Source organism: Streptomyces sp. NPDC030814 (assembly GCF_055572155.1).
The window spans coordinates 309,937-328,403 of sequence record NZ_JBVIDX010000009.1 but is presented as its reverse complement, the minus strand read 5'-3'; the positions used below and the strand labels follow the sequence as shown (position 1 = coordinate 328,403).

Here is an 18,467-nt window from a genome sequence, read left to right as displayed (position 1 = left end):
CCGTGCCCACACCGCGTCACCGCCCCGCATCCGGAGGAAAGACCCATGCCCCAGCCCAACTTCGCCGGGTACCACATCCGCAAGTGGTTCACCCAGACCGAGGACACCCTCGCCAATGAGACCGGTGTCCTCGCGGACGGCGAGCCCGTCCGCAAGATCGTCATCGCGGCGGCCGTCCACAACCCCTACGCCGGACGGTTCAGCCAGGACCTCGGCGACATCGTGGCCGAGTCACCGAAGCTGGGTGAGGAGTTCGGCAGGCGCGTCCAGGAGGCGGCCGGCGGCCTCGCCATCGAGAGCTACGGCAAGGCGTGCCTGGTCGGTACGGCCGGTGAGTACGAGCACGGCAACGCCTTCCTCACCGCCGTCTTCGCGGACCCGGTGCGCGAGGCGGTCGGCGGCGGTAAGGCATGGGTGCCCTCGACGGGCAAGCGGGGCGGACCCGGCACGGTCCTCGACGTTCCACTGGCCCACAAGGACGCGCTCTATGTCCGCTCGCACTACGACACCATCACGGTGAGTTTCTCCGACGCCCCGAACCCGGACGAGGTCGTCGTCGTGTTCGCGTTCGCCACCCGGGGCCGGCTGCACGCCCGGCTGGGCGGTATCGGCGCCGACGAGGTCCAGGGCCTGGACGGGCTGCGCTGAGATGGCCGCCGACACCACCTCCGTCGGGCGGGACCGCTTCCTCACGCTGAACGGGCTGCGCGCCCACTACGTCGAGTGGGGCGACGAGGACCGGCCCCCGATCGTCATGCTGCACGGACTGCGCAGCTACGCCCGGACGTTCGAGTCGCTGGCCGGGCGGCTCACGCACCGCTATCGCGTCCTGGCTCTGGACGCGCGCGGGCGGGGCGACAGCGACTGGGACCCGCACGGCGCGTACCACACGGGGTCCTATGTCTCCGATCTGGAGCAGTTCGCCGACCGCCTCGGCCTGGACAGATTCGTGCTGCTGGGCCATTCCATGGGCGGCGCCACCACGTACGTCTACACGGCGCGCCACCCCGAGCGGGTCGGTGCGGCGGTCGTCGAGGACATCGGGCCCGGCTCCTCGCTGTCCGGCGAGGGAGCCGAGCGCGTCAAGCGGGAAGTGGCGGACACCCCGCGCGACTTCCCCGACCGGGAGGCGGCCCGCCGGTACTGGCGCGGCATCCGGCCGAACATCTCCGAAGAGGCCCTCGACTCCAGGGTGCGGTACACCCTCGCACCGGACGAGGAGGGGCGCTGGCGCTGGAAGTTCGACCTGGCGGGCATCGCCGCGGCCCGCCTCGACCCGGATCCGGCCCGCCAGGTCGACCTGTGGCCGTACGTCGAGGCACTGCGCTGTCCGACGCTGGTCGTCCGCGGCGGCGAGTCGGACTTCCTCCCCGCCGCCACGGCGGCCGCGATGACGCGGCGCAACCCTCGGATCCGGGTGGTGGACGTCCCGGGCGCGGGCCATTACGTGCACGACGACGCCCCGGAACCCTTCCACCACCACGTCACCAGTTTCCTCAGGAGCGCGGAGGCCGTCCGATGACCGATCCCGTCGTGCACCGTGCCCAGGTGGCCGTCGTCGGCGCCGGACCCGTCGGCGTGACGGTCGCCAACTACCTGGGCCTCTACGGAGTGCGCACCCTGCTGATCGACCGCAGCGAGGAGATCGTCGACTATCCACGCGCGGTCGGCATGGACGACGAGTGTCTGCGCAGCTTCCAGGGCGTCGGGCTCGCCGAGGAGATGCTGGCCGACATGATCCAGAACGTGCCGCTGAAGATGTTCGCCGCGAACGGCCACTGTCTGGCCGACATCCGTCCGGACACCAAGGAGTTCGGCTGGCCGCGGCGGAACATCTTCATGCAGCAGCTCGCCGAGCGCACCCTCCGTGCCGGCCTCACCCGCTATCCCCACGTCCGGTCCCTGCTGGGCCACGAACTGGTGCGCCTGGAACAGGACGGCACGGAGGCCCGCCTGCACGTCGTCGGCCGCGAGGGTGGGCGGGCGCTGGTGCACGCGGACTACGTGGTCGCCGCCGACGGCGGGCGCAGTACCGTCCGCGAGCAGCTGGGCATCCCGTTGAGCGGGGACACCCACCCGCGCAAGTGGGTGGTCATCGAGTGCGACAACGATCCCCTCGACGCCCCCTACACGGGACTGCACGGCGACCCCAAGCGCCCGTACGTCTGCCTGGACCTCCCGTACAACTACCGCCGCTGGGAGTTCATGCTCTTCCCCGGCGAGGACGCCGAAGCCATGCTCCGGCCCGAGAAGGTGCACGAACTCCTGTACGGGCACGTCCCCGATCCCGCGGCGCTCAACATCATCCGGGCCCGCGTCTACACGCACCATTCGCGTGTGGCCGACCGTTTCGTGGACGGCCGGATCTGTCTCGTGGGCGACGCCGCCCATCTCATGCCGCCTTGGGCCGGGCAGGGCATGAACACCGGCATCCGGGACGCGACCAACGTCGCCTGGAAACTGGCCGCGGTCGTCACCGGTCGCGCCCATCCGAGGATCCTCGCCACCTACGACACCGAGCGGCGCGAACACGCCCGCTCGATGGTGAAGTTGTCCGACGCCATCGGCCGGTTCCTCGCTCCCACGAACACCACGGTGGCCCGGGCGCGCGACACCCTGGTGCGCGGACTCACCGTGGCGCCGCCGGTGCGCAGTTGGCTGGTGCACATGAGGTTCAAGCCGGTCCCCCGGTACACCGAGGGCATCATGCTGCACCGCCGTCGGCCCACGCGGAAGAACTCCCCGGTGGGCCGGATGTTCATCCAGCCGAGGGTGGAGACGGCCGACGGGCGGGTCCTTCCGTTGGACGAGACGCTCGGCGAGTGGTTCGCCCTCGTCGGCTACGGCACCGATCCGCTCGTTCATCTGAACCCCGACAGCCGCGCCTTCTGGGACCGGATCGGCACGCGGTACCTCACCGTCGTCGAGTCCCGCTCGGGCCGGTCCCGTGCCGAGCGGTGCACGTCGACGACCGGCTCGGTGACGGTGGAGGACATCGACGGTGCCCTGCGGGACTGGTTCGCGGTGCACGAGGGCGCCATCGCCGTCGTCCGGCCCGACCGGTATCTCGCGGCCCTGACCGAGCCCCGCGACCTGGGGACGGTGACCGACGCCTTCGAACGGCTGGTCGCGCCGTCGCGGACCGCGGAACCCAAGGACGCCTGGCGCTCGGTGCCCGTCCCGGAGGGAGAAGCCCCGTGATCATCGAACAGCGTGACTACCTCCTCAAGCCGGGCGCGGCGGCACACTACGTCCGGCTGTGGGAGGAGTACGGCCGAGAGCCCCAGGTCCGGATCCTCGGCAACCTGCTCGGCTGCTGCACCACCGAGGTCGGCGACCTCAACACTCTGGTCTACTTCTGGGGCTTCGAGAGCCTGGAGGACCGCGCCAAGAGACGCGCCGCACTCGCGGACGACGACGAGTTCGCGTCGTTCCGCGGCCGTGTACGGGAGCTGATCGTGCGTCAGACCAACCGGCTCCTCGTCCCCGCCATCCACCACGTCCACGTCTGCCCGTACGAGGGAGGCCGCGTATGACCACCGATCCCGTCCCCGCTCGGGACGCTCAGGAGTACATCGACGCCATGGCCCGCGACCGGGGGTACGTCCTCGACTACCACAAGGTCATGGCGCGGTACGACTTCGATGTCCTGCGGGCGACGAACGAGCTGGTCAGGGCGGCCTATCTGGCGCCCCGCAGTCTCGACCGCCGCACCAAGGAACTGCTGTTCATCCTCAGCCTGACCGTGATGAGGGCGGACCGGCACCACATCAAGAGCCACATCCGGGTGGCCCTCGACCTCGGGGTCACCCCGCGGGAGATCCTGGAGGCGATCGAGATCGCCCTGCCGGAAGCCGGCATCGTCGCCTTCCAGGCCGGGCTGGAGGCCTGGCGGGAGACGGTCGGCGCCGTCGGCATCGAGCCGGACACCACCGCCGGGGAAGGCGGTTCGGGCGCGGCGGGGTGAGCGCAGCGGCATGCCGAAGGGGCGGTCTCCCCGGAGACCGCCCCTTCGGCATGCGGGAGCCTCACAGGGAGGAGGGCACCTCGTGCGGGGTCGGCTCCTCCTCACGGGCGCCCGCCCGGCGTCCGGTGCCGCCCGGGGCGCGCCGTACGGCGCCCAGCACGAGACCGCCGGCGAACACCAGCAGCACACCGAGCTCCAGGAGGAGCGCGGTGGTGCCGGAGGCACTGATCAGGGTGGGGAAGTTGGCGATGGCCATGATCATGACGCCCAGCAGCAGCAGAACGGAGGTGCTCGGCGCGATCAGCGTGTGCCAGGGGCGGGTGTCCAGGCGGGTCCGCCGGAAGAAGGCGACGATGGAGAGCGAGGTGAGGATGTAGAGCACCAGCAGCGACAGCACGGCCACTCCCCCGCCCCAGGTGAGCAAGGTGACCACCGGGTCGGCGCCGGCCAGGGCGAACGGTACGACCATGCAGAGGGCGAGCACGGTCTGCGTCAGTCCGGCGATGTGGGGCGCCCCGTGACGGTTGGTGTGCGACAGCCGGGTGGGCAGGACGCCCGTGGCGCCGAGCGAATGGAGGTAGCGGTTGATGGCGTTGTGAAACGCCAGGATGCCCGCGAGCAGTGAGGAGGCGAGCAGGACGGCCATCGTGTCGGTGGCCCACGGGCCGAGGGTGTCGGTCACGGGCGCCAGGACCACCGCGGTGGCGTCGCCGTTCCGGAGAGCGGTGCGGGCGACACCCCGCACGTTGTCCGCGCCGTGGTGACTGACGACCATCCAGGAGACGAAGCTGAAGAACAGCGAGATCACGACGACGGAGAGATAGGTCGCCCGCGGCACGGTGCGGGTGGGGTTCTTGGCCTCCTCCGCGTAGATGGCGGCGGACTCGAAGCCGATCATAGAGGCGATGGCGAAGGTCAGGGCCACTCCCGGTGCGCCGGCGAAGAACGCGGACGGTGCGAAACTGCCGGTGATGTCCAGCCCCTGGGGGCCTCCGCCGGTGACGAACTCATGGATCGCGAACGCCACGAGCAGCGAACTCTCGGCCACGACGAGGAACGCCAGCAGCCTGGCGCCGAGTTCGATGTTGAGCGAGCCCAGTGTCTGCACGAGGGCCATCGTCGCCACCGCCCAGACCCACCACGGCAGGTCGACGGAGAGGTACTGCCGGAACAGGCCCTTCACCACGACGCCGTACAGGCCGTACATGCCCGCCTGGGTGGCGCCGTAGCACAGCAGGGCGGTCTGCGACGCGCCGACTCCGACGGTCCCGCCCAGCCCGCGTGTCACATAGGTGTAGAAGGCCCCCGCGTCCGTGACGTGCCGGCTCATCGTGATGAACCCGACGGCGAAGACGGCGATGACGGCGCCGACGACCAGGTACGCCGCCGGCGCCCCGCCGCCGTTGCCCAGGCCGAGCGGCACCGGCAACGTGCCCACGATTCCGGTGAGGGGGGCCTGCGCGGACAGGACGAAGAAGAGGATGCCGGCCACACCGACCGCACCACGGCGTAGGTGCGTGCGGTGTCCGGGATCGCGTGACTGCTGGGACAAAAGGGACTCCTTGATGGGGTGGAGCGCGCCCGCGGGGGAACACGGCGCGGGATCCGGACGGCAGACGCCGCACGGGGAGGGGCGTCGGGGTCAGGTCGCGCTGCGGCGCGGGCGGCAGCGTGCGGACCCGCCCGGAGGCGGCCACGCTGTCGCCGGGATCGCGTCGGCTTCCGGTGACCGCCGTGCGGATCGGATGGGGGACACTGTCCTGCCAACCGGGCCACGGGAGGGTGCGCGGCCGTGCACGTGCTTTCGCCACTGGATGCATGGAGGCGGCACTGACGCCCGCTCCGCGGGGTCGTCGCGGGGGCACGGGGCGGTGCTCCGGGAGGTCGCCCGCCGGGGCGCGAACGATCTTCCGGTGACGGGGAGTTGACGATACGGTGGCGGTGCAGCACCGACCGGATGGAGCGCGTCCATGCGAACCGTCGTGACGACCGAGCAGGTCTCCCCGGACGAGCGGTTCGACTTCTGGGTCGACGAGATGTCCCGTCTGATGGTCGCGCCGCTGGACACCACGCGGACGACCACCGATGTCTTCCACGGCACGGCCGCCAGTGGCCGGGTCGGCGCCCTGCGGCTGAGTTCGCTGAGCGCGGGACCGTTGCGGGTGCGCCGGACGGAGTCGTCGGCCGCCCGGCACGAGGAGGACTTCTACAAGCTCGCCCTCCAGGTCTCGGGCACCGCGGTGATCGAACAGGACGGGGTACGCAGCCGGCTCATGCCGGGTGACCTGGCGCTGTGCGACACCTCGCGCGCGTACGGCTTCACTTACGAGAGCCCCTTCAGCACGGTGCTGGTGCTGGTGCCGCGCCCGCTGATCCCCCTGCGGCCGGAGACCCTGCGCGCCGTGACGGGGCAGAGGATGGCCCCCGAGCAGAGTGTCGGAGCGGTCGTGGCACCCTTCCTGCGGTCACTGACCGAGCAGAGCGCCCACTGCGCCGGGCCCGAGGTGTCACGGCTGGCCGACGGGGCGGTGTCCCTCGTCACGGCTCTGCTGTGCGAACGGCTCAGCCGGACGACACCGGTGGCACCCCATCTCGCGACCACACTGCGCATCCGCGACTACATCGAACGCCACCTGGCCGACCCGGATCTCACGCCGGACGCCATCGCCGGGGCGCACGGGATCTCACGGCGCTATCTCTTCAAGCTGTTCGCCGAGGAGGAGATGACCGTCGCCGGCTGGATCCGCACCCGGCGACTGGAGCGCTGCGCCCGGGACCTGGCCGACCCGGCGACCCGGGACCAGCCGGTGGCGGCCATCGCCGCGCGCTGGGGGCTGCTCGACGGCCGCCACTTCGCCCGGGTCTTCAAGGCGGCCTACGGCGAGACCCCACGGGACTACCGGCGGCGGGCCGGTCTGCGGGCGGCACCACTGCCGCCCGCACCCACGGCCGGTTGAGAGGCACCTCACCTCGGATCCACCGTCGCGTGCACCGGAGGTGGCCGTCCGTGCACGGACCCGGCTGAGCGGGTCGCTCCGGGCGGGAAAGCTGCTGCCGGGCTCTGGACGGGACACCTACCGCGCGTTTTTCATCTACGGACGTTGAAAAAAAGGCGGTCGCCTCCCCGGAAGGAACGCGATGACCTCTCATGTCCCGCACCCCCTCGCGCCGCTCACCCCGAGTGAGATCACCGCGGCCCGCGCGATCCTCGCCGAAGCAGGTCTGCTGGCCGGCACCAGCCGCTTCGCGTACCTCGGTCTGGCGGAGCCGGAGAAGGACGCGCTGATCGCGTACGCCCCGGGCGACGCCGTCGACCGCCGCGTGCGGGTCATGCTGCACGACACCGCGGGGGCGCCCGCACATGACGTCGTGCTCTCGCTGACCCGTCACGCGATCGACTCCGACCGCACCCTCGATGCCGCCAAGGACGGACAACTCCCCATCCTTGAGGAGGAGTTCGACCTGATCGAGGAGATCGTGGCCGCCGACGAGGGGTGGCGGGCGGCGCTCGCCCGACGAGGCCTCGACGGGCAACTGGTGCGCGTCGCCCCGCTGTCCGCCGGGGTCTACGCGGACGAGTACCCGGACGAGGCCGGACGCCGTGTCCTGCGCGGCCTCGCCTTCGTCCAGAAGCACCCGAAGGACTACGCCTGGGGATGCCCCGTCGACGGTCTGGTCGTCTACGTCGACGTACTGAACAAGACCGTCGACCGGATCGTCGACCTCGATCCCGTCCCGCTGCCCGATGTGTCCGTCGACTTCGGCGACCCGGCGGTCACCGGCCGCCGCACCAGTCAGAAGCCCATCGAGATCACCCAGCCCGAGGGGTCGAGCTTCACCCTCGACGGCAACCTCCTGGAGTGGGAGAACTGGTCCCTGCGGATCGGCTTCGACGCCCGCGAGGGCCTGGTCCTCCACCAGATCGCGTTCCACGACCGCGACAAGGGACGCGACCGTCCCGTCGTCCACCGCGCGTCGATCGCCGAGATGGTCGTCCCCTATGCCGACCCGTCGCCGGTGCGCTCCTGGCAGAACTACTTCGACACCGGCGAGTTCCTGATCGGCCGTATGGCGAACGCCCTTGAACTGGGCTGTGACTGCCTGGGCGAGATCACCTACCTGGACGCGGTCATCGCCGACGACTCGGGCGCGCCGCGCACCCTCCGCAACGCGATCTGCCTGCACGAGGAGGATCACGGCATCCTCTGGAAGCACACCGACCTGTGGACCGGCCGGGCCGAGACCCGCCGCCAGCGCCGGATGGTGCTCTCCTTCTTCACCACCATCGGCAACTACGACTACGGCTTCTACTGGTACCTCTACCTTGACGGCGCCATCGAGTTCGAGGCCAAGGCCACCGGCATCGTCTTTCCCTCCGCCTATCCGGGAGACGGCTACCCCTACGCCTCCGAGGTCGCTCCGGGGCTCGGCGCCCCCTACCACCAGCATCTGTTCTGCGCCCGCCTGGACATGGCCGTCGACGGCACCCGGAACCAGGTGGAGGAGGTCGATGTCGTACGGGTGCCGATGGGGCCGGACAACCCCCGGGGCAACGCGTTCACCCTCCGGCGCACACCGCTGCGGACCGAGTCGGAGGCCCAGCGGGACGCCGACGTGAGCGTCGGCCGTGTCTGGCACATCTCGAATCCCGAGTCGCTCAACTCCCTCGGCGCGCCCGTCGGTTACACCCTCCACCCGGAGGGCAGGCCGACCCTGCTGGCCGACCCGGGCTCCTCCATCGCCGCCCGCGCGGCCTTCGCCACCCGGCATCTGTGGGTCACCGCGTACGATCCAGCCGAGCGCTACCCGGCCGGCGACTTCGTCAACCAACATCCCGGGGGCGCGGGCCTGCCCGCCTTCACCGCCGCGGACCGTTCCCTCGACGGCAGGTCACTCGTCGTGTGGCACACCTTCGGCCTCACCCACGCACCCCGCCCCGAGGACTGGCCGGTCATGCCCGTCGACCACACCGGCTTCAAGCTCACGCCGACCGGCTTCTTCGACCGCAACCCGACGCTGGACGTCCCTCCCGGCGCGGCCGCCTCCCACGGCTGCTGCGATGCATGAACTGCTGGGGGTGACCGGCCTGGCGGCAGCGGTGGTCTGCCTGTCCGGTCATCTGCCGGGGCCGGTGCGGGGCTGGGGCCCGCATGTCGTCGTCGCGGCGGTGATGGCGGTCATGGTCCTCCCGATCGGGCGATCGAGCGGGACGGTGCTGACGGGTACCGCCGTCGTGGGGGCGGCCGCCCTGTGGCGTCTGTGTGCCGGGTGCCCGGGGCGCGGCAGAGCCGCCGAGACGGCCGACCTCGCCACGATGGCACTCCTGGTGGCGGCCACCCTGCCGACGGGGACGGCCGGGCAGCACCACGGTGCCGGTACGGGGAGCGGCGGACTCGCGTTGCTCGTGGCCGGCTGCTGGGCGGCGACGCGAACCGGGACCGTCATGTTCGGCCAACTGCGCGAAGGGCACGGCCCGGTGGCCCGGCCGCAGGACGCCGCGGCGGTCCTCATGGTCGTGACGATGACGGCCATGGCATGGTGAACCGGCACCGGAGGGAGCCGGTCCCGTCACCGGAAGGGAGTCGCCGGGCTCATGCCGAAGATCGTCGACCATGACATACGCCGTCGTGAGATCGTCGCAGCGGTGTGGGCGCTGATCGCCCGCAAGGGGCTCGACGCCGTCACCATGCGCGATCTCGCCGCCGAGGCGGGATACGCCAACGGTGCACTCGCCCCGTACTTCCGCGGCAAGGACGACATCCTCCAGGCGGCCTTCCAGTACGCCGTCGAGAGCACCGACACCCGGGCCGAGCGGGTCATCGGTGACGCCACCGGGTTCGTCGCGCTGCGCCGCCTGTGCCACGAGATCATGCCGCTGGACGAGACACGGCTGCTGGAGGCCCGGGTCGTCGTCGCCTTCTGGGGCCGGGCCCAGCACGACCCGCGCATGGCGGCCGTCCACGTCACCGCCGTGGACCGGTGGCGGCAGCGCATGGCCGGATGCCTGGCCCAGGCCCGGGCAGCCGGCGAGATCCAGGGCACCGCGCCGGACGAGCGGAGCGCCGACGTCCTGCTCGCCGCACTGGCCGGTTTCCAGGTCAACGCGCTGCTCGTACCGCACACCACGACGCCCGACCACCAACGGGCGGCGCTCGACGGCCTGCTGGCCTCCCTGTAGGAAGTAGGGCCGCCATCCACGATTCATCCCATGAACGTCCTGATTGCCCCTTACCCCACCGACCTTTCCCTAACGGTCTGGACATGGTCACGGATGAACTCTATAAATTCATCCCATGTCCCTAAGTGATCGTCCTGGCTTCGCCGAGCCGGGCAGCCCCCTCGGCCGCAGAACCTTCCTCGCCACCGCCGCCCTGACTGCGGGGGCAGCAGCCGTGCCCGGCGGTGTGCTCTCCGGCCGGGCGGCAGCGGCCGTCCCACCGCAGATCACGCTCCCCGAGCGGGGCATCTACGACACCTCCCCCGCCTCGGCCTGGACCGACGGCTTCCTCACCGGCAACGGCGAGCACGGTGCCGTGCTGTACGGTGCGCCCGCCTTGGAGAAGGTGGTCCTCAACCACCATCGGCTGGTACTGCCGAACGGCACCCGTCACGTGAAGCCGCCGGTGATTTCCGGCCGTCTGGAAGACGCGCGCGACAAGGCACTCGCGGGCGACTACACGGGGGCCAACCGGGACTTCGCCGCGGGCTGGTCCCTGCGCTGGACGCAGTCGTACCACCCGGCGTACGAGCTGCGCATCGACACCCCGGGCATGACGGCGGTCCGCGACTACGGGCGGGTCACCGACTTCCGCACCGGCGAGGTGAGCTCCAGCTGGACCGACCAGTACGGCACCTGGACCCGCCGGGCGTTCGTCTCACGCGCCGACAACGTGATCGTCCATGAGCTGACACCCGCTGCCGGCCGCACCGTCGATACGACACTCAGCGTCCACACCGCGCTCGACGGACTGCCCGCCGGCCTGAGCTTCACCACGCGCGCCACCGTCGCCCAGGGCTCCGGATACCTGAATCTGCGTGGCACCTACCCCTCGGACCAAGGCGCTTACGGCTATGAGGGCGTCACCCGTGTCGTCGCCTCCGGTGCCGGCGCCACGGTCACCGTCAGCGGCTCCACGATCGTGGTGGCCAGGGCGGCCAAGGTGCTGCTGCTGACGAAGCTGGACCGCTACGAGTCGTCCACCGGCTGGGACTCCGAGCCGCTGCACAGCCGGCTGGCCGCGCTCGGCACGGACTACGCGGAGCTGCGCGCACGGCACACGGCCCTGCACACCGACCTCTACGACCGCTCCCGCCTCGACCTGAACGTCCCGGCCGCCGACCACCGGCTCTCCGTCAGCGAACTCATCGCCCGCCAGAACGCCGACCGCAGCGTCATCGACACGGCGCTCCTGGAGCGGCTGTACGACTCCGGCCGCTACTTCTTCCTCAGCTCCAGCGGCATCCTGCCACCCCGCCTGACCGGCATCTGGGCGGGATCATGGGGCGCCGCCTGGGCCGACGACTTCACCACCGACGCCAACGTCAACCTCCAGGTCGCCGGCGGCAACATCCTCGACCTCACCGAGCCCATGCAGGGCTACTTCGACCTGATCCTCGGACAGCTCGACGACTGGCGCACCAACGCCAAGAACCTCTACGGAGCGCGCGGCTTCCTCGCCCCCTCCCGCACCGACGGCGAATACGGCCACATGCTCCACTTCAACGGGGGCGACTTCCCCGGCCACACCTGGACCGGTGGCGCCGACTGGCTGCTGTACCCGCTGCTCGAGTACTACGAGGTCACCGGCGACCAGGCCTTCCTGCGGGACAGACTCGGCCCCGCACTGATGGAACTGGCCCTCTTCTACGAGGACTTCCTCACCCGTACCGACGCGAACGGCAAAGCCGTCTTCGTGCCCTCCTTCTCCATGGAGAACTCCCCCGGCAACACGGGCGTCTGCTTCTCGGTCAACGCCACCGGCGACATCATGGCCGGCAAGCACGCGCTGCGGGCCGCGATCGACGCCGCCGACGCCCTCGGTGTCGAGCAGGGCACCGGTCAGGGTGTCGCACGCTGGACGGCGTTGCTGAAGAAGATCCCGGACTACCGCGTCAACGGTGACGGGGCGCTGGCCGAATGGTCCTGGCCGAGCCTCACCGACCGCTACAACCACCGGCACGTCCAGCACCTGTACGGCGCCTGGCCGCTGCACGAGGCCAACCCCGAGGAGGAGCCCGCCCTGGTCCGCACGGCGAAGCGGGCCCTCGAACTGCGCGGCGACCAGAACGTCTCCGCGCACGGCAGCCTCCACCGGGCCCTGGCAGGGGCCCGGCTGAAGGACGGCGGACAGGTCTACGGGAACCTGCGGAAGATCCTCGGCAACAACATGGTCTTCAAGTCGCTGATGACCTCCCACAACCCCGATCTCGACATCTACAACGCGGACGCGGCCAACGCCATCCCCGGCGTGCTGGCCGAGGCCCTGCTCTACAGCCGCCCCGGCGTGCTGGAGATCCTCCCCGCCCTTCCCGAACAGTTCCCGAAGGGCACGATCACCGGGGTCCGGGCCCGTGGGCGCATCCGGATCCACAGCCTCGCGTGGGACCTGGCCGCACGGACCGCCACGCTGTCCGTGACCTCCGCCGTCGACCAGGACGTCACCCTGATCAGCCGTCGTGGCATGACCTCCGTGTCGACCACGGCGACCGTCACCCCGTCCTCCCTCGGCTCCCACGCCAGGAAGGTGTCGCTGGCCGCCGGCCGGCCCACGGAGATCACCGTCTCCCTGCTCAGCGGCTTCTTCCGGATCGTGAACCGGCGCAGCGGCCAGGTCCTCGACGTCCCCGGCGCGAGCACCGCCGACGGCGCCGGGATCATCCAGTGGGGCTGGTCCGGCGCCGTCAACCAGCAGTGGCGACTGCTGCCCGAGGCCGACGGCTCATTCCGCCTGGCCGCCCGCCACAGCGGCCGGCTGCTGGACAGCCCCGGCGGCTCGGGCCGGGGCGCCCAGCTGATCCAGTGGCAGGACGCCGGCAGCGACAACCAGCACTGGAGGCTCGTCGACGCGGGCGACGGCCACCATCGGCTGGTCAATGTCCGCAACGGCTGGTGCGTGGACGTCGACGGCGCCTCGACGCAGGCGGGCGCCCGCGTCGTTCAGCAGCCCGTCGGCACCGGCACCAGCCAGGAGTGGCAGCTCGTGGCCGTGTGACCCATCACCGCCGACGGCGACGGCGTCGCACTGCTCGGTCGCCTCGGCCATGCGCGGCGGCCGGGGCCGTCCCAGCGGTGCGCGGGCGATCGCGAGGCACTGCCGACCGCCGCCCGCGCGAGGTGTCGCGGATGCCGCGACCGTCGCACCGGGCGCCGCCAGGGACCTCCGTCCCACGCGGAGGGGCCGACGAAGGCCTTCGTTCCGGCACCCGGTGTCTGGAAACCCGCCTGGTCAAGGGCGGACGGCGGTGTCCGCCCCGCTGCGCCGGGAATGCCGGGCACAACCATGTGGGCATCACGTCGGATGGCCGTACCATGACGTGACCGGGCTCACCGTCGCCCCGGCCGACTCATGATCCGGCTCGCGTCCCAGCCGCGAACGTCGGCGGCGTCCCGCCCACAGTCCCGTCCACGGGCACCGCATCCGGCTTCGCAGGAGGCACACGGTGAAGGACGCCGGAATCGACCGAAGAACGTTTCTCCGAGGCATCGGCACAGTCACGGCGGGTGCCGCCGCCCTCTCGTCCACCTCGTGCGGGACCCCCACCGCCCGGAACACCGGAGGACCCGGGAACAGCAGGACCGTCGTCGTCCGCGACATCGGCGGCGCCTACGGCGAAGCGCACCGCAAGGCGGTCTACGAACCGTTCAGCAAGGAGACCGGCATCCGCGTCGACGTGGTCAACATCCCGGCGTACGCGCAGATCCTCGCCCGGATCGAGGAGGGGCACCCGCCCGACCTCATCGACATCGACATGAGCGCACTGGCCCTCTTCGCGAAGGACGGCGCCACCCAGGAACTCGACTACGACCGGCTGAGGAGCACGCGGAAGGCCGGCATCGCCCAGTCCCTGCTCACCTCCCACGGCGTCGGCAAGAACTACTGGGCCAGCGTCATGGCGTACCGCACCGACGCGTTCGACGGGAGGGCACCGGAGTCCTGGGCCGATTTCTGGGACACCAAGGTGCTTCCGGGCGTCCGCTCCCTGCAGAGCCCGGAGGCGGGACCGCCCGAGTTGGAGTTCGCCCTCCTCGCCGGCGGTGTGGCCGCAGACAGGCTCTACCCCCTCGACATCGACCGGGCTTTCGCGGCCCTGGACGAGATCAAGGGCGCCGTGCGCGAGTTCTGGGACGACGGCGCCACGCCGGGGCTGCTGCTGGACCGCCGACAGGTCACCGCCACCACGGTCTGGCACGGCCGCACGAACCATCTCATCCAGCGGGGCGCCCCGCTCGCCTACCAGTGGAACGGCGCCCGTCGGCAGAGCAACGGCTTCGGCATCCCCCACGGCGCCCGGCGCCCCGATGCCGCCTACAAGCTCATCGACTTCGCCCTGCGCCCCGAGGTGCAGGCCGCCCTCGCCGAGATCTACCCCATGGGCCCCGTGGTACCGACCGCGTACAAGTACCTGCCCAGGGCCGCCGCGGATCTGGCCAGCTCTCCGGAGCACCTCTACACCGGTTTCGACCTCGACGTCGGCTGGTGGGTCGAGAACAAGGAAGCCGTGATCAAGCGCTGGCAGGAGTGGGTGCGGTCCTGAGGACACGGGAGAGGGGCGGATCGGCACCGCCTCTCGACACCGCCGGCTCCCGCCGGGCACCGGGAAGGACATCCCGTGGACATGACCAGCATCTTCGACCGGTCGTCCGAGCGGCTCGGCGGTCGTCGTTCCCGTGCGGCAGCCACCGCGCCCCCGATCGAGGAACTGGACGCGTCACCCCGCTCGCCCTCCCGCCCGCCCGGAACCCGTTCGCGTTCCGTGCTCAGCGCGCGCAGCGTCGCGGGTCAGGTGTTCCTGTGGCAGCTGGTGCTGGTGGTTCTGTTCGCGGCCGCCGCGGGCGTGGCGCTCGTGCTGCAAGCCCGCACGTCGAGCACGGAGGAGGCCCGTCGGCTGTCGCTGGGAGTCGCCCAGTCCTTCGCGCGTGCCCCGGGAACGGCCGAGGCCATGAAGTCCGCCGACCCCACCGCCGTGCTGCAACCGCGGGCGGAGGAGACCCGTGAGCTGACCGGCGTCGACTTCGTCGTCGCGATCGATCCGCGCGGCTACCGCTGGACCCACCCGAACCCGAATCTGATCGGGGAACATGTCTTCGCCCTGCGCAAGGAGGCGGCTGCCGGTCGGCCCTTCACCCAGGACATCGAGGGCAGCCTCGGGCTCGCCGTGGAATCGACGGTCCCCGTCTTCGACGCGGGAGGGCGCAAGATCGTCGGTCTGGTGTCCGTCGGGGTCACGGTCAAGAACGTCAACTCCGTGGTCCAACGCCAGATGCCGATCCTGCTCGGGTCCGTCAGCGGTGCGCTGGCACTGGTCACGGGAGGTACCGCGCTGGTGTCGCGGCGACTGCGACGGCAGACCCGCGGTCTCGGTCCCGCCGAGATGACCCGGATGTACGAGCACCACGACGCGGTGCTGCACGCGGTGCGGGAGGGGGTGCTGATCATCGATGGTGACGGACGGCTGCTGCTGGCCAACGACGAGGCACGGCGCCTGCTGGACCTGCCCGCGGACGCGGAGCAGCGCCGTGTCACCGATCTGGGCCTGGAAGCGGGTACGGCCGAACTGCTGGCGTCGGGCCGGGCGGTCAACGACGAGGTCCATCTGGCCGGCGACCATCTGCTGGCGGTCAACATCCGCCCCGTCGACCGGCACGACGACAGGCGGGGCCGCGTGGCGACGCTGCGGGACACCACGGAGCTGCAGTCTCTGGCGGGCCGGGCGGCCGTGGCCAGAGAGCGGCTGCGGCTGCTGTACGAGGCGGGGGTGCGGATCGGCACCACGCTGGATGTGGTGCGCACCGCCGAGGAACTGGCCGAGGTCGCCGTCCCGCGGTTCGCCGACGTCGCCACGGTCGACCTCCGGGATCCGGTCCTGGAGGGTGACGAGCCGGTCGGGCCGAGCCTGGAGATGCGTCGCGCGGCGGCGCACAGTGACCGGGGGGCCTGGCCCCTCTTCCCCGTGGGTGAGCGCATCGGCTTCGTACCCGGCACTCCCGTGGCCGTCGCCGTCCAGCAGGGCCGGCCCGTCCTGGACGCCGACCTGACCTCCTCGCGCGGCTGGCGGGCCCAGGGTGACGACCGCGCGCGACGCATCCTGGACTCCGGCCTCCATTCGCTGATCACCGTGCCTCTGCAGGCCCGCGGTGTGGTGCTGGGTGTGGTGAGTCTGTGGCGTGCGGAGGGGGACGCCTTCGAGGAGGAGGACCTGGCCTTCGCCGAGGAACTGGCCGCCCGGGCCGCGGTGGCCATCGACAACGCTCGCCGCTTCACGCGCGAGCATGCCCTGGCCGTGACCCTGCAGCGCAGCCTGCTGCCGCGCTCGCTGCCCGAGCAGTCCGCCGTCGAGGTCGCCCACCGCTATCTGCCCGCGCGGGCGGGTGTGGGCGGCGACTGGTTCGATGTCATCCCCCTGCCCGGGGCCCGGGTGGCGCTGGTGGTGGGCGACGTGGTGGGTCACGGTCTGCACGCCGCGGCGACCATGGGCCGGCTGCGTACGGCGGTGCGCACGTTCTCGTCCCTCGACCTGTCCGCGGACGAGCTGATCAGGCATCTGGACGAGCTGGTCACCCGGGTCGACAACGAGGGGAGCGTCGACGACGAGGGCATCACGGGGGCCACCTGTCTGTACGCCGTCTACGACCCCGTCGCCGGGCGGTGCTCCCTGGCCCGGTCCGGGCATCCGGAACCAGCCCTGGTGCACCCGGACGGCACGGTCGAGCGGCTGGCCGTGCCTGTCTCCCCGCCACTGGGGCTGGGCGGCGGGCTTCCCTTCGAGAAGGCCGAGTACACCCTGGCCGAGGGCTCCCGGCTGGTCCTGTTCACCGACGGGCTGATCGAGGACCGGAAGCGGGACATCGACACCGGTCTCGCGCTGCTGCACGAGGCCCTGGCCGGGCCGGGCCGGACACCGGAGGAGACCTGCCGGGAGGTGCTCGACGCCCTGCTGCCGGCCCGCCCCGGCGACGACATCGCCCTGCTCGTCGCCCGGTCCCGCCTGCTGGATCCCTCCCAGGTCGCCGACTGGGACATCCCCGCTGATCCCGCCGCCGTCGCCGGGATACGGGCCGGGGTCGCCGGCCGGCTGGCGGAGTGGGGGCTGGAGGACCTCGCCTTCTCCACCGAACTCGTGATCAGCGAGTTGGTCACCAACGCCATCCGCTACGGCAGCGCCCCGAGGCGGCTACGGGTACTGCGTGACGGCGCCAGTCTGATCTGTGAGGTCGCCGACGGCAGCAGCACCTCACCCCACCTGCGCCGGGCCGCCGACACCGACGAGGGCGGGCGCGGTCTGTTCCTCGTGGCGCAGTTCACGCAGCGGTGGGGCACCCGCTACCTGGCCCGGGGGAAGGTGATCTGGACCGAGCAGTCGGTGCACGGCACCCCTCCCGAACCCGACGCCGACACGGCCGAAGCGCTGCTGGACCAATGGGACGACACGGACTGGTGACGGTGTCGCCGCGCTGCGGCGCGGGGCTCGCCCCCCGGCCGTCCCGGGTTCCGTGGGGCTCAGAACGCCGTGTAGCCCCCGTCCACGGGCAGCACGGCGCCGGTGACGTAGGACGACTCCGGGCAGGCGAGGAAGAGGACCGCGTCGGCGATCTCCTCGGGTGTGGCGAGCCGGCGCATCGGTATGGACTCCTCTCTGACGCGCCGGTAGGCGGCGGGGTCGGTGCGTCGCTGGAACGAGGCCTCGATGATCGGCGTCACGGTCAGACCGGGGGCGACCACATTGACGCGGATGCCGCGGTCCGCCCATTCGATCGCGGCTCCGCGGGCCAGCGCGATGAGGCCGCCCTTGGCGGCGGAGTACAGGGTCTGGTTCGGCATGCCGACCATGCCGAGGCGGGAGCCGACGCACACCATCGACGCCCCCGCCTCGGGAGCCAGCGGCATCAGGTGCTTCATGACCAGGAACGCGCTGAGGAGGTTGGCGTGGAGGACATCGCGTGCGACGTCGTAGGTCGTCTCCGTAAGCGGGCCGGACCGCTGGAGTCCGTGGCAGAGGACGACCACCCCCACGTCCCCCAGGTGATCCTTCGCGCGAGCGGCGAGATCGACGACGAACCCCTCGTCGTCGAGGTCCCCCGCGAGGTAGAGGTCGTCGGGATGGCGCTCGGGCAGCTCGGGCCGCCGTCCGGTCAGCAGGAGGTTGGCGCCCTCGCGCCGGAGGTGGGCGGCGACCGCCTGACCGATCCCGCTCGATGCCCCGGTGATCACGGCGTTGACGTCCTGCAGTCTCATGGGTGTTCCTCGTCGGTCGGGTGAGGGCCGGGGTCGCGGGCGAGTGC

14 protein-coding genes are annotated in these 18,467 nt (G+C 71.4%); 12 read left to right on the top strand and 2 right to left on the bottom strand.

Annotated features, from left to right (window positions below; genetic code table 11):
• Positions 1–45: 45 nt before the first annotated feature.
• The 5 genes from ACZ43N_RS21485 to ACZ43N_RS21465 are packed head-to-tail and all read left to right on the top strand — an operon-like array spanning position 46 to position 3,967.
• Positions 46–648: an amino acid synthesis family protein gene (locus ACZ43N_RS21485; RefSeq protein ID WP_468099444.1), complete on the top strand. Its 603-nt coding sequence runs from the start codon at positions 46–48 to the stop codon at positions 646–648.
• 1 nt (position 649) lies between these two features.
• Positions 650–1,522: an alpha/beta fold hydrolase gene (locus ACZ43N_RS21480; RefSeq protein WP_468099443.1), complete on the top strand. Its 873-nt coding sequence runs from the start codon at positions 650–652 to the stop codon at positions 1,520–1,522.
• Positions 1,519–3,201 carry a bifunctional 3-(3-hydroxy-phenyl)propionate/3-hydroxycinnamic acid hydroxylase gene (locus ACZ43N_RS21475; RefSeq protein WP_468099442.1) on the top strand — a complete coding sequence of 561 codons (1,683 nt, stop codon included), beginning with the start codon at positions 1,519–1,521 and terminating at the stop codon, positions 3,199–3,201. The genes ACZ43N_RS21480 and ACZ43N_RS21475 overlap by 4 nt, the downstream gene beginning before the upstream one ends.
• Positions 3,198–3,536, top strand: coding sequence for an NIPSNAP family protein (locus ACZ43N_RS21470; RefSeq protein ID WP_468099440.1), 339 nt, complete (start codon positions 3,198–3,200; stop codon positions 3,534–3,536). The genes ACZ43N_RS21475 and ACZ43N_RS21470 overlap by 4 nt, the downstream gene beginning before the upstream one ends.
• Complete coding sequence (locus ACZ43N_RS21465; protein ID WP_468099439.1) at positions 3,533–3,967, top strand: carboxymuconolactone decarboxylase family protein; 435 nt, start codon at positions 3,533–3,535, stop codon at positions 3,965–3,967. Before ACZ43N_RS21470 ends, ACZ43N_RS21465 begins: the two co-directional genes overlap by 4 nt.
• A 61-nt stretch (positions 3,968–4,028) precedes the next feature.
• Here ACZ43N_RS21465 and ACZ43N_RS21460 read toward each other — a convergent pair whose 3' ends face one another.
• Positions 4,029–5,519 carry an APC family permease gene (locus ACZ43N_RS21460; RefSeq protein ID WP_468099438.1) on the bottom strand — a complete coding sequence of 497 codons (1,491 nt, stop codon included), beginning with the start codon at positions 5,517–5,519 and terminating at the stop codon, positions 4,029–4,031.
• Positions 5,520–5,937: 418 nt separating this feature from the next.
• On the opposite strand from ACZ43N_RS21460, the gene ACZ43N_RS21455 reads away from it, so the two are divergent.
• The 7 genes from ACZ43N_RS21455 to ACZ43N_RS21425 all read left to right on the top strand — a co-directional run bounded on the left by ACZ43N_RS21455 (position 5,938) and on the right by ACZ43N_RS21425 (position 17,626).
• Positions 5,938–6,924, top strand: coding sequence for an AraC-like ligand-binding domain-containing protein (locus ACZ43N_RS21455; protein ID WP_468099436.1), 987 nt, complete (start codon positions 5,938–5,940; stop codon positions 6,922–6,924).
• A gap of 181 nt (positions 6,925–7,105) precedes the next feature.
• Positions 7,106–9,034 (top strand): primary-amine oxidase, encoded by a 1,929-nt coding sequence (locus ACZ43N_RS21450; RefSeq protein ID WP_468099435.1) that lies wholly within the window; start codon positions 7,106–7,108, stop codon positions 9,032–9,034.
• Positions 9,027–9,509 carry a hypothetical protein gene (locus tag ACZ43N_RS21445; protein ID WP_468099434.1) on the top strand — a complete coding sequence of 161 codons (483 nt, stop codon included), beginning with the start codon at positions 9,027–9,029 and terminating at the stop codon, positions 9,507–9,509. Before ACZ43N_RS21450 ends, ACZ43N_RS21445 begins: the two co-directional genes overlap by 8 nt.
• 51 nt (positions 9,510–9,560) lie before the next feature.
• Positions 9,561–10,145 (top strand): TetR/AcrR family transcriptional regulator, encoded by a 585-nt coding sequence (locus tag ACZ43N_RS21440; RefSeq protein WP_468099433.1) that lies wholly within the window; start codon positions 9,561–9,563, stop codon positions 10,143–10,145.
• Between the two features lie 115 nt (positions 10,146–10,260).
• Complete coding sequence (locus ACZ43N_RS21435; protein ID WP_468099432.1) at positions 10,261–13,179, top strand: glycosyl hydrolase family 95 catalytic domain-containing protein; 2,919 nt, start codon at positions 10,261–10,263, stop codon at positions 13,177–13,179.
• Between the two features lie 448 nt (positions 13,180–13,627).
• Complete coding sequence (locus tag ACZ43N_RS21430; protein ID WP_468099430.1) at positions 13,628–14,722, top strand: ABC transporter substrate-binding protein; 1,095 nt, start codon at positions 13,628–13,630, stop codon at positions 14,720–14,722.
• A gap of 81 nt (positions 14,723–14,803) precedes the next feature.
• Positions 14,804–17,626 carry a SpoIIE family protein phosphatase gene (locus ACZ43N_RS21425; protein WP_468099428.1) on the top strand — a complete coding sequence of 941 codons (2,823 nt, stop codon included), beginning with the start codon at positions 14,804–14,806 and terminating at the stop codon, positions 17,624–17,626.
• 59 nt (positions 17,627–17,685) lie between these two features.
• Here ACZ43N_RS21425 and ACZ43N_RS21420 read toward each other — a convergent pair whose 3' ends face one another.
• The gene (locus ACZ43N_RS21420; protein ID WP_468099427.1) at positions 17,686–18,420 is read right to left on the bottom strand and encodes an SDR family NAD(P)-dependent oxidoreductase; all 735 of its coding nucleotides are present in this window, start codon (positions 18,418–18,420) and stop codon (positions 17,686–17,688) included.
• Positions 18,421–18,467: the final 47 nt, after the last annotated feature.

Coding starts and splice junctions, on each gene's coding strand:
- ACZ43N_RS21485 (WP_468099444.1), top strand. CDS start 46: ATGCCCCAGCCCAACTTCGCCGGGTACCACATCCGCAAGTGGTTCACC.
- ACZ43N_RS21480 (WP_468099443.1), top strand. CDS start 650: ATGGCCGCCGACACCACCTCCGTCGGGCGGGACCGCTTCCTCACGCTG.
- ACZ43N_RS21475 (WP_468099442.1), top strand. CDS start 1,519: ATGACCGATCCCGTCGTGCACCGTGCCCAGGTGGCCGTCGTCGGCGCC.
- ACZ43N_RS21465 (WP_468099439.1), top strand. CDS start 3,533: ATGACCACCGATCCCGTCCCCGCTCGGGACGCTCAGGAGTACATCGAC.
- ACZ43N_RS21455 (WP_468099436.1), top strand. CDS start 5,938: ATGCGAACCGTCGTGACGACCGAGCAGGTCTCCCCGGACGAGCGGTTC.
- ACZ43N_RS21450 (WP_468099435.1), top strand. CDS start 7,106: ATGACCTCTCATGTCCCGCACCCCCTCGCGCCGCTCACCCCGAGTGAG.
- ACZ43N_RS21445 (WP_468099434.1), top strand. CDS start 9,027: ATGCATGAACTGCTGGGGGTGACCGGCCTGGCGGCAGCGGTGGTCTGC.
- ACZ43N_RS21440 (WP_468099433.1), top strand. CDS start 9,561: ATGCCGAAGATCGTCGACCATGACATACGCCGTCGTGAGATCGTCGCA.
- ACZ43N_RS21435 (WP_468099432.1), top strand. CDS start 10,261: ATGTCCCTAAGTGATCGTCCTGGCTTCGCCGAGCCGGGCAGCCCCCTC.
- ACZ43N_RS21425 (WP_468099428.1), top strand. CDS start 14,804: ATGACCAGCATCTTCGACCGGTCGTCCGAGCGGCTCGGCGGTCGTCGT.
- ACZ43N_RS21420 (WP_468099427.1), bottom strand. CDS start 18,420: ATGAGACTGCAGGACGTCAACGCCGTGATCACCGGGGCATCGAGCGGG.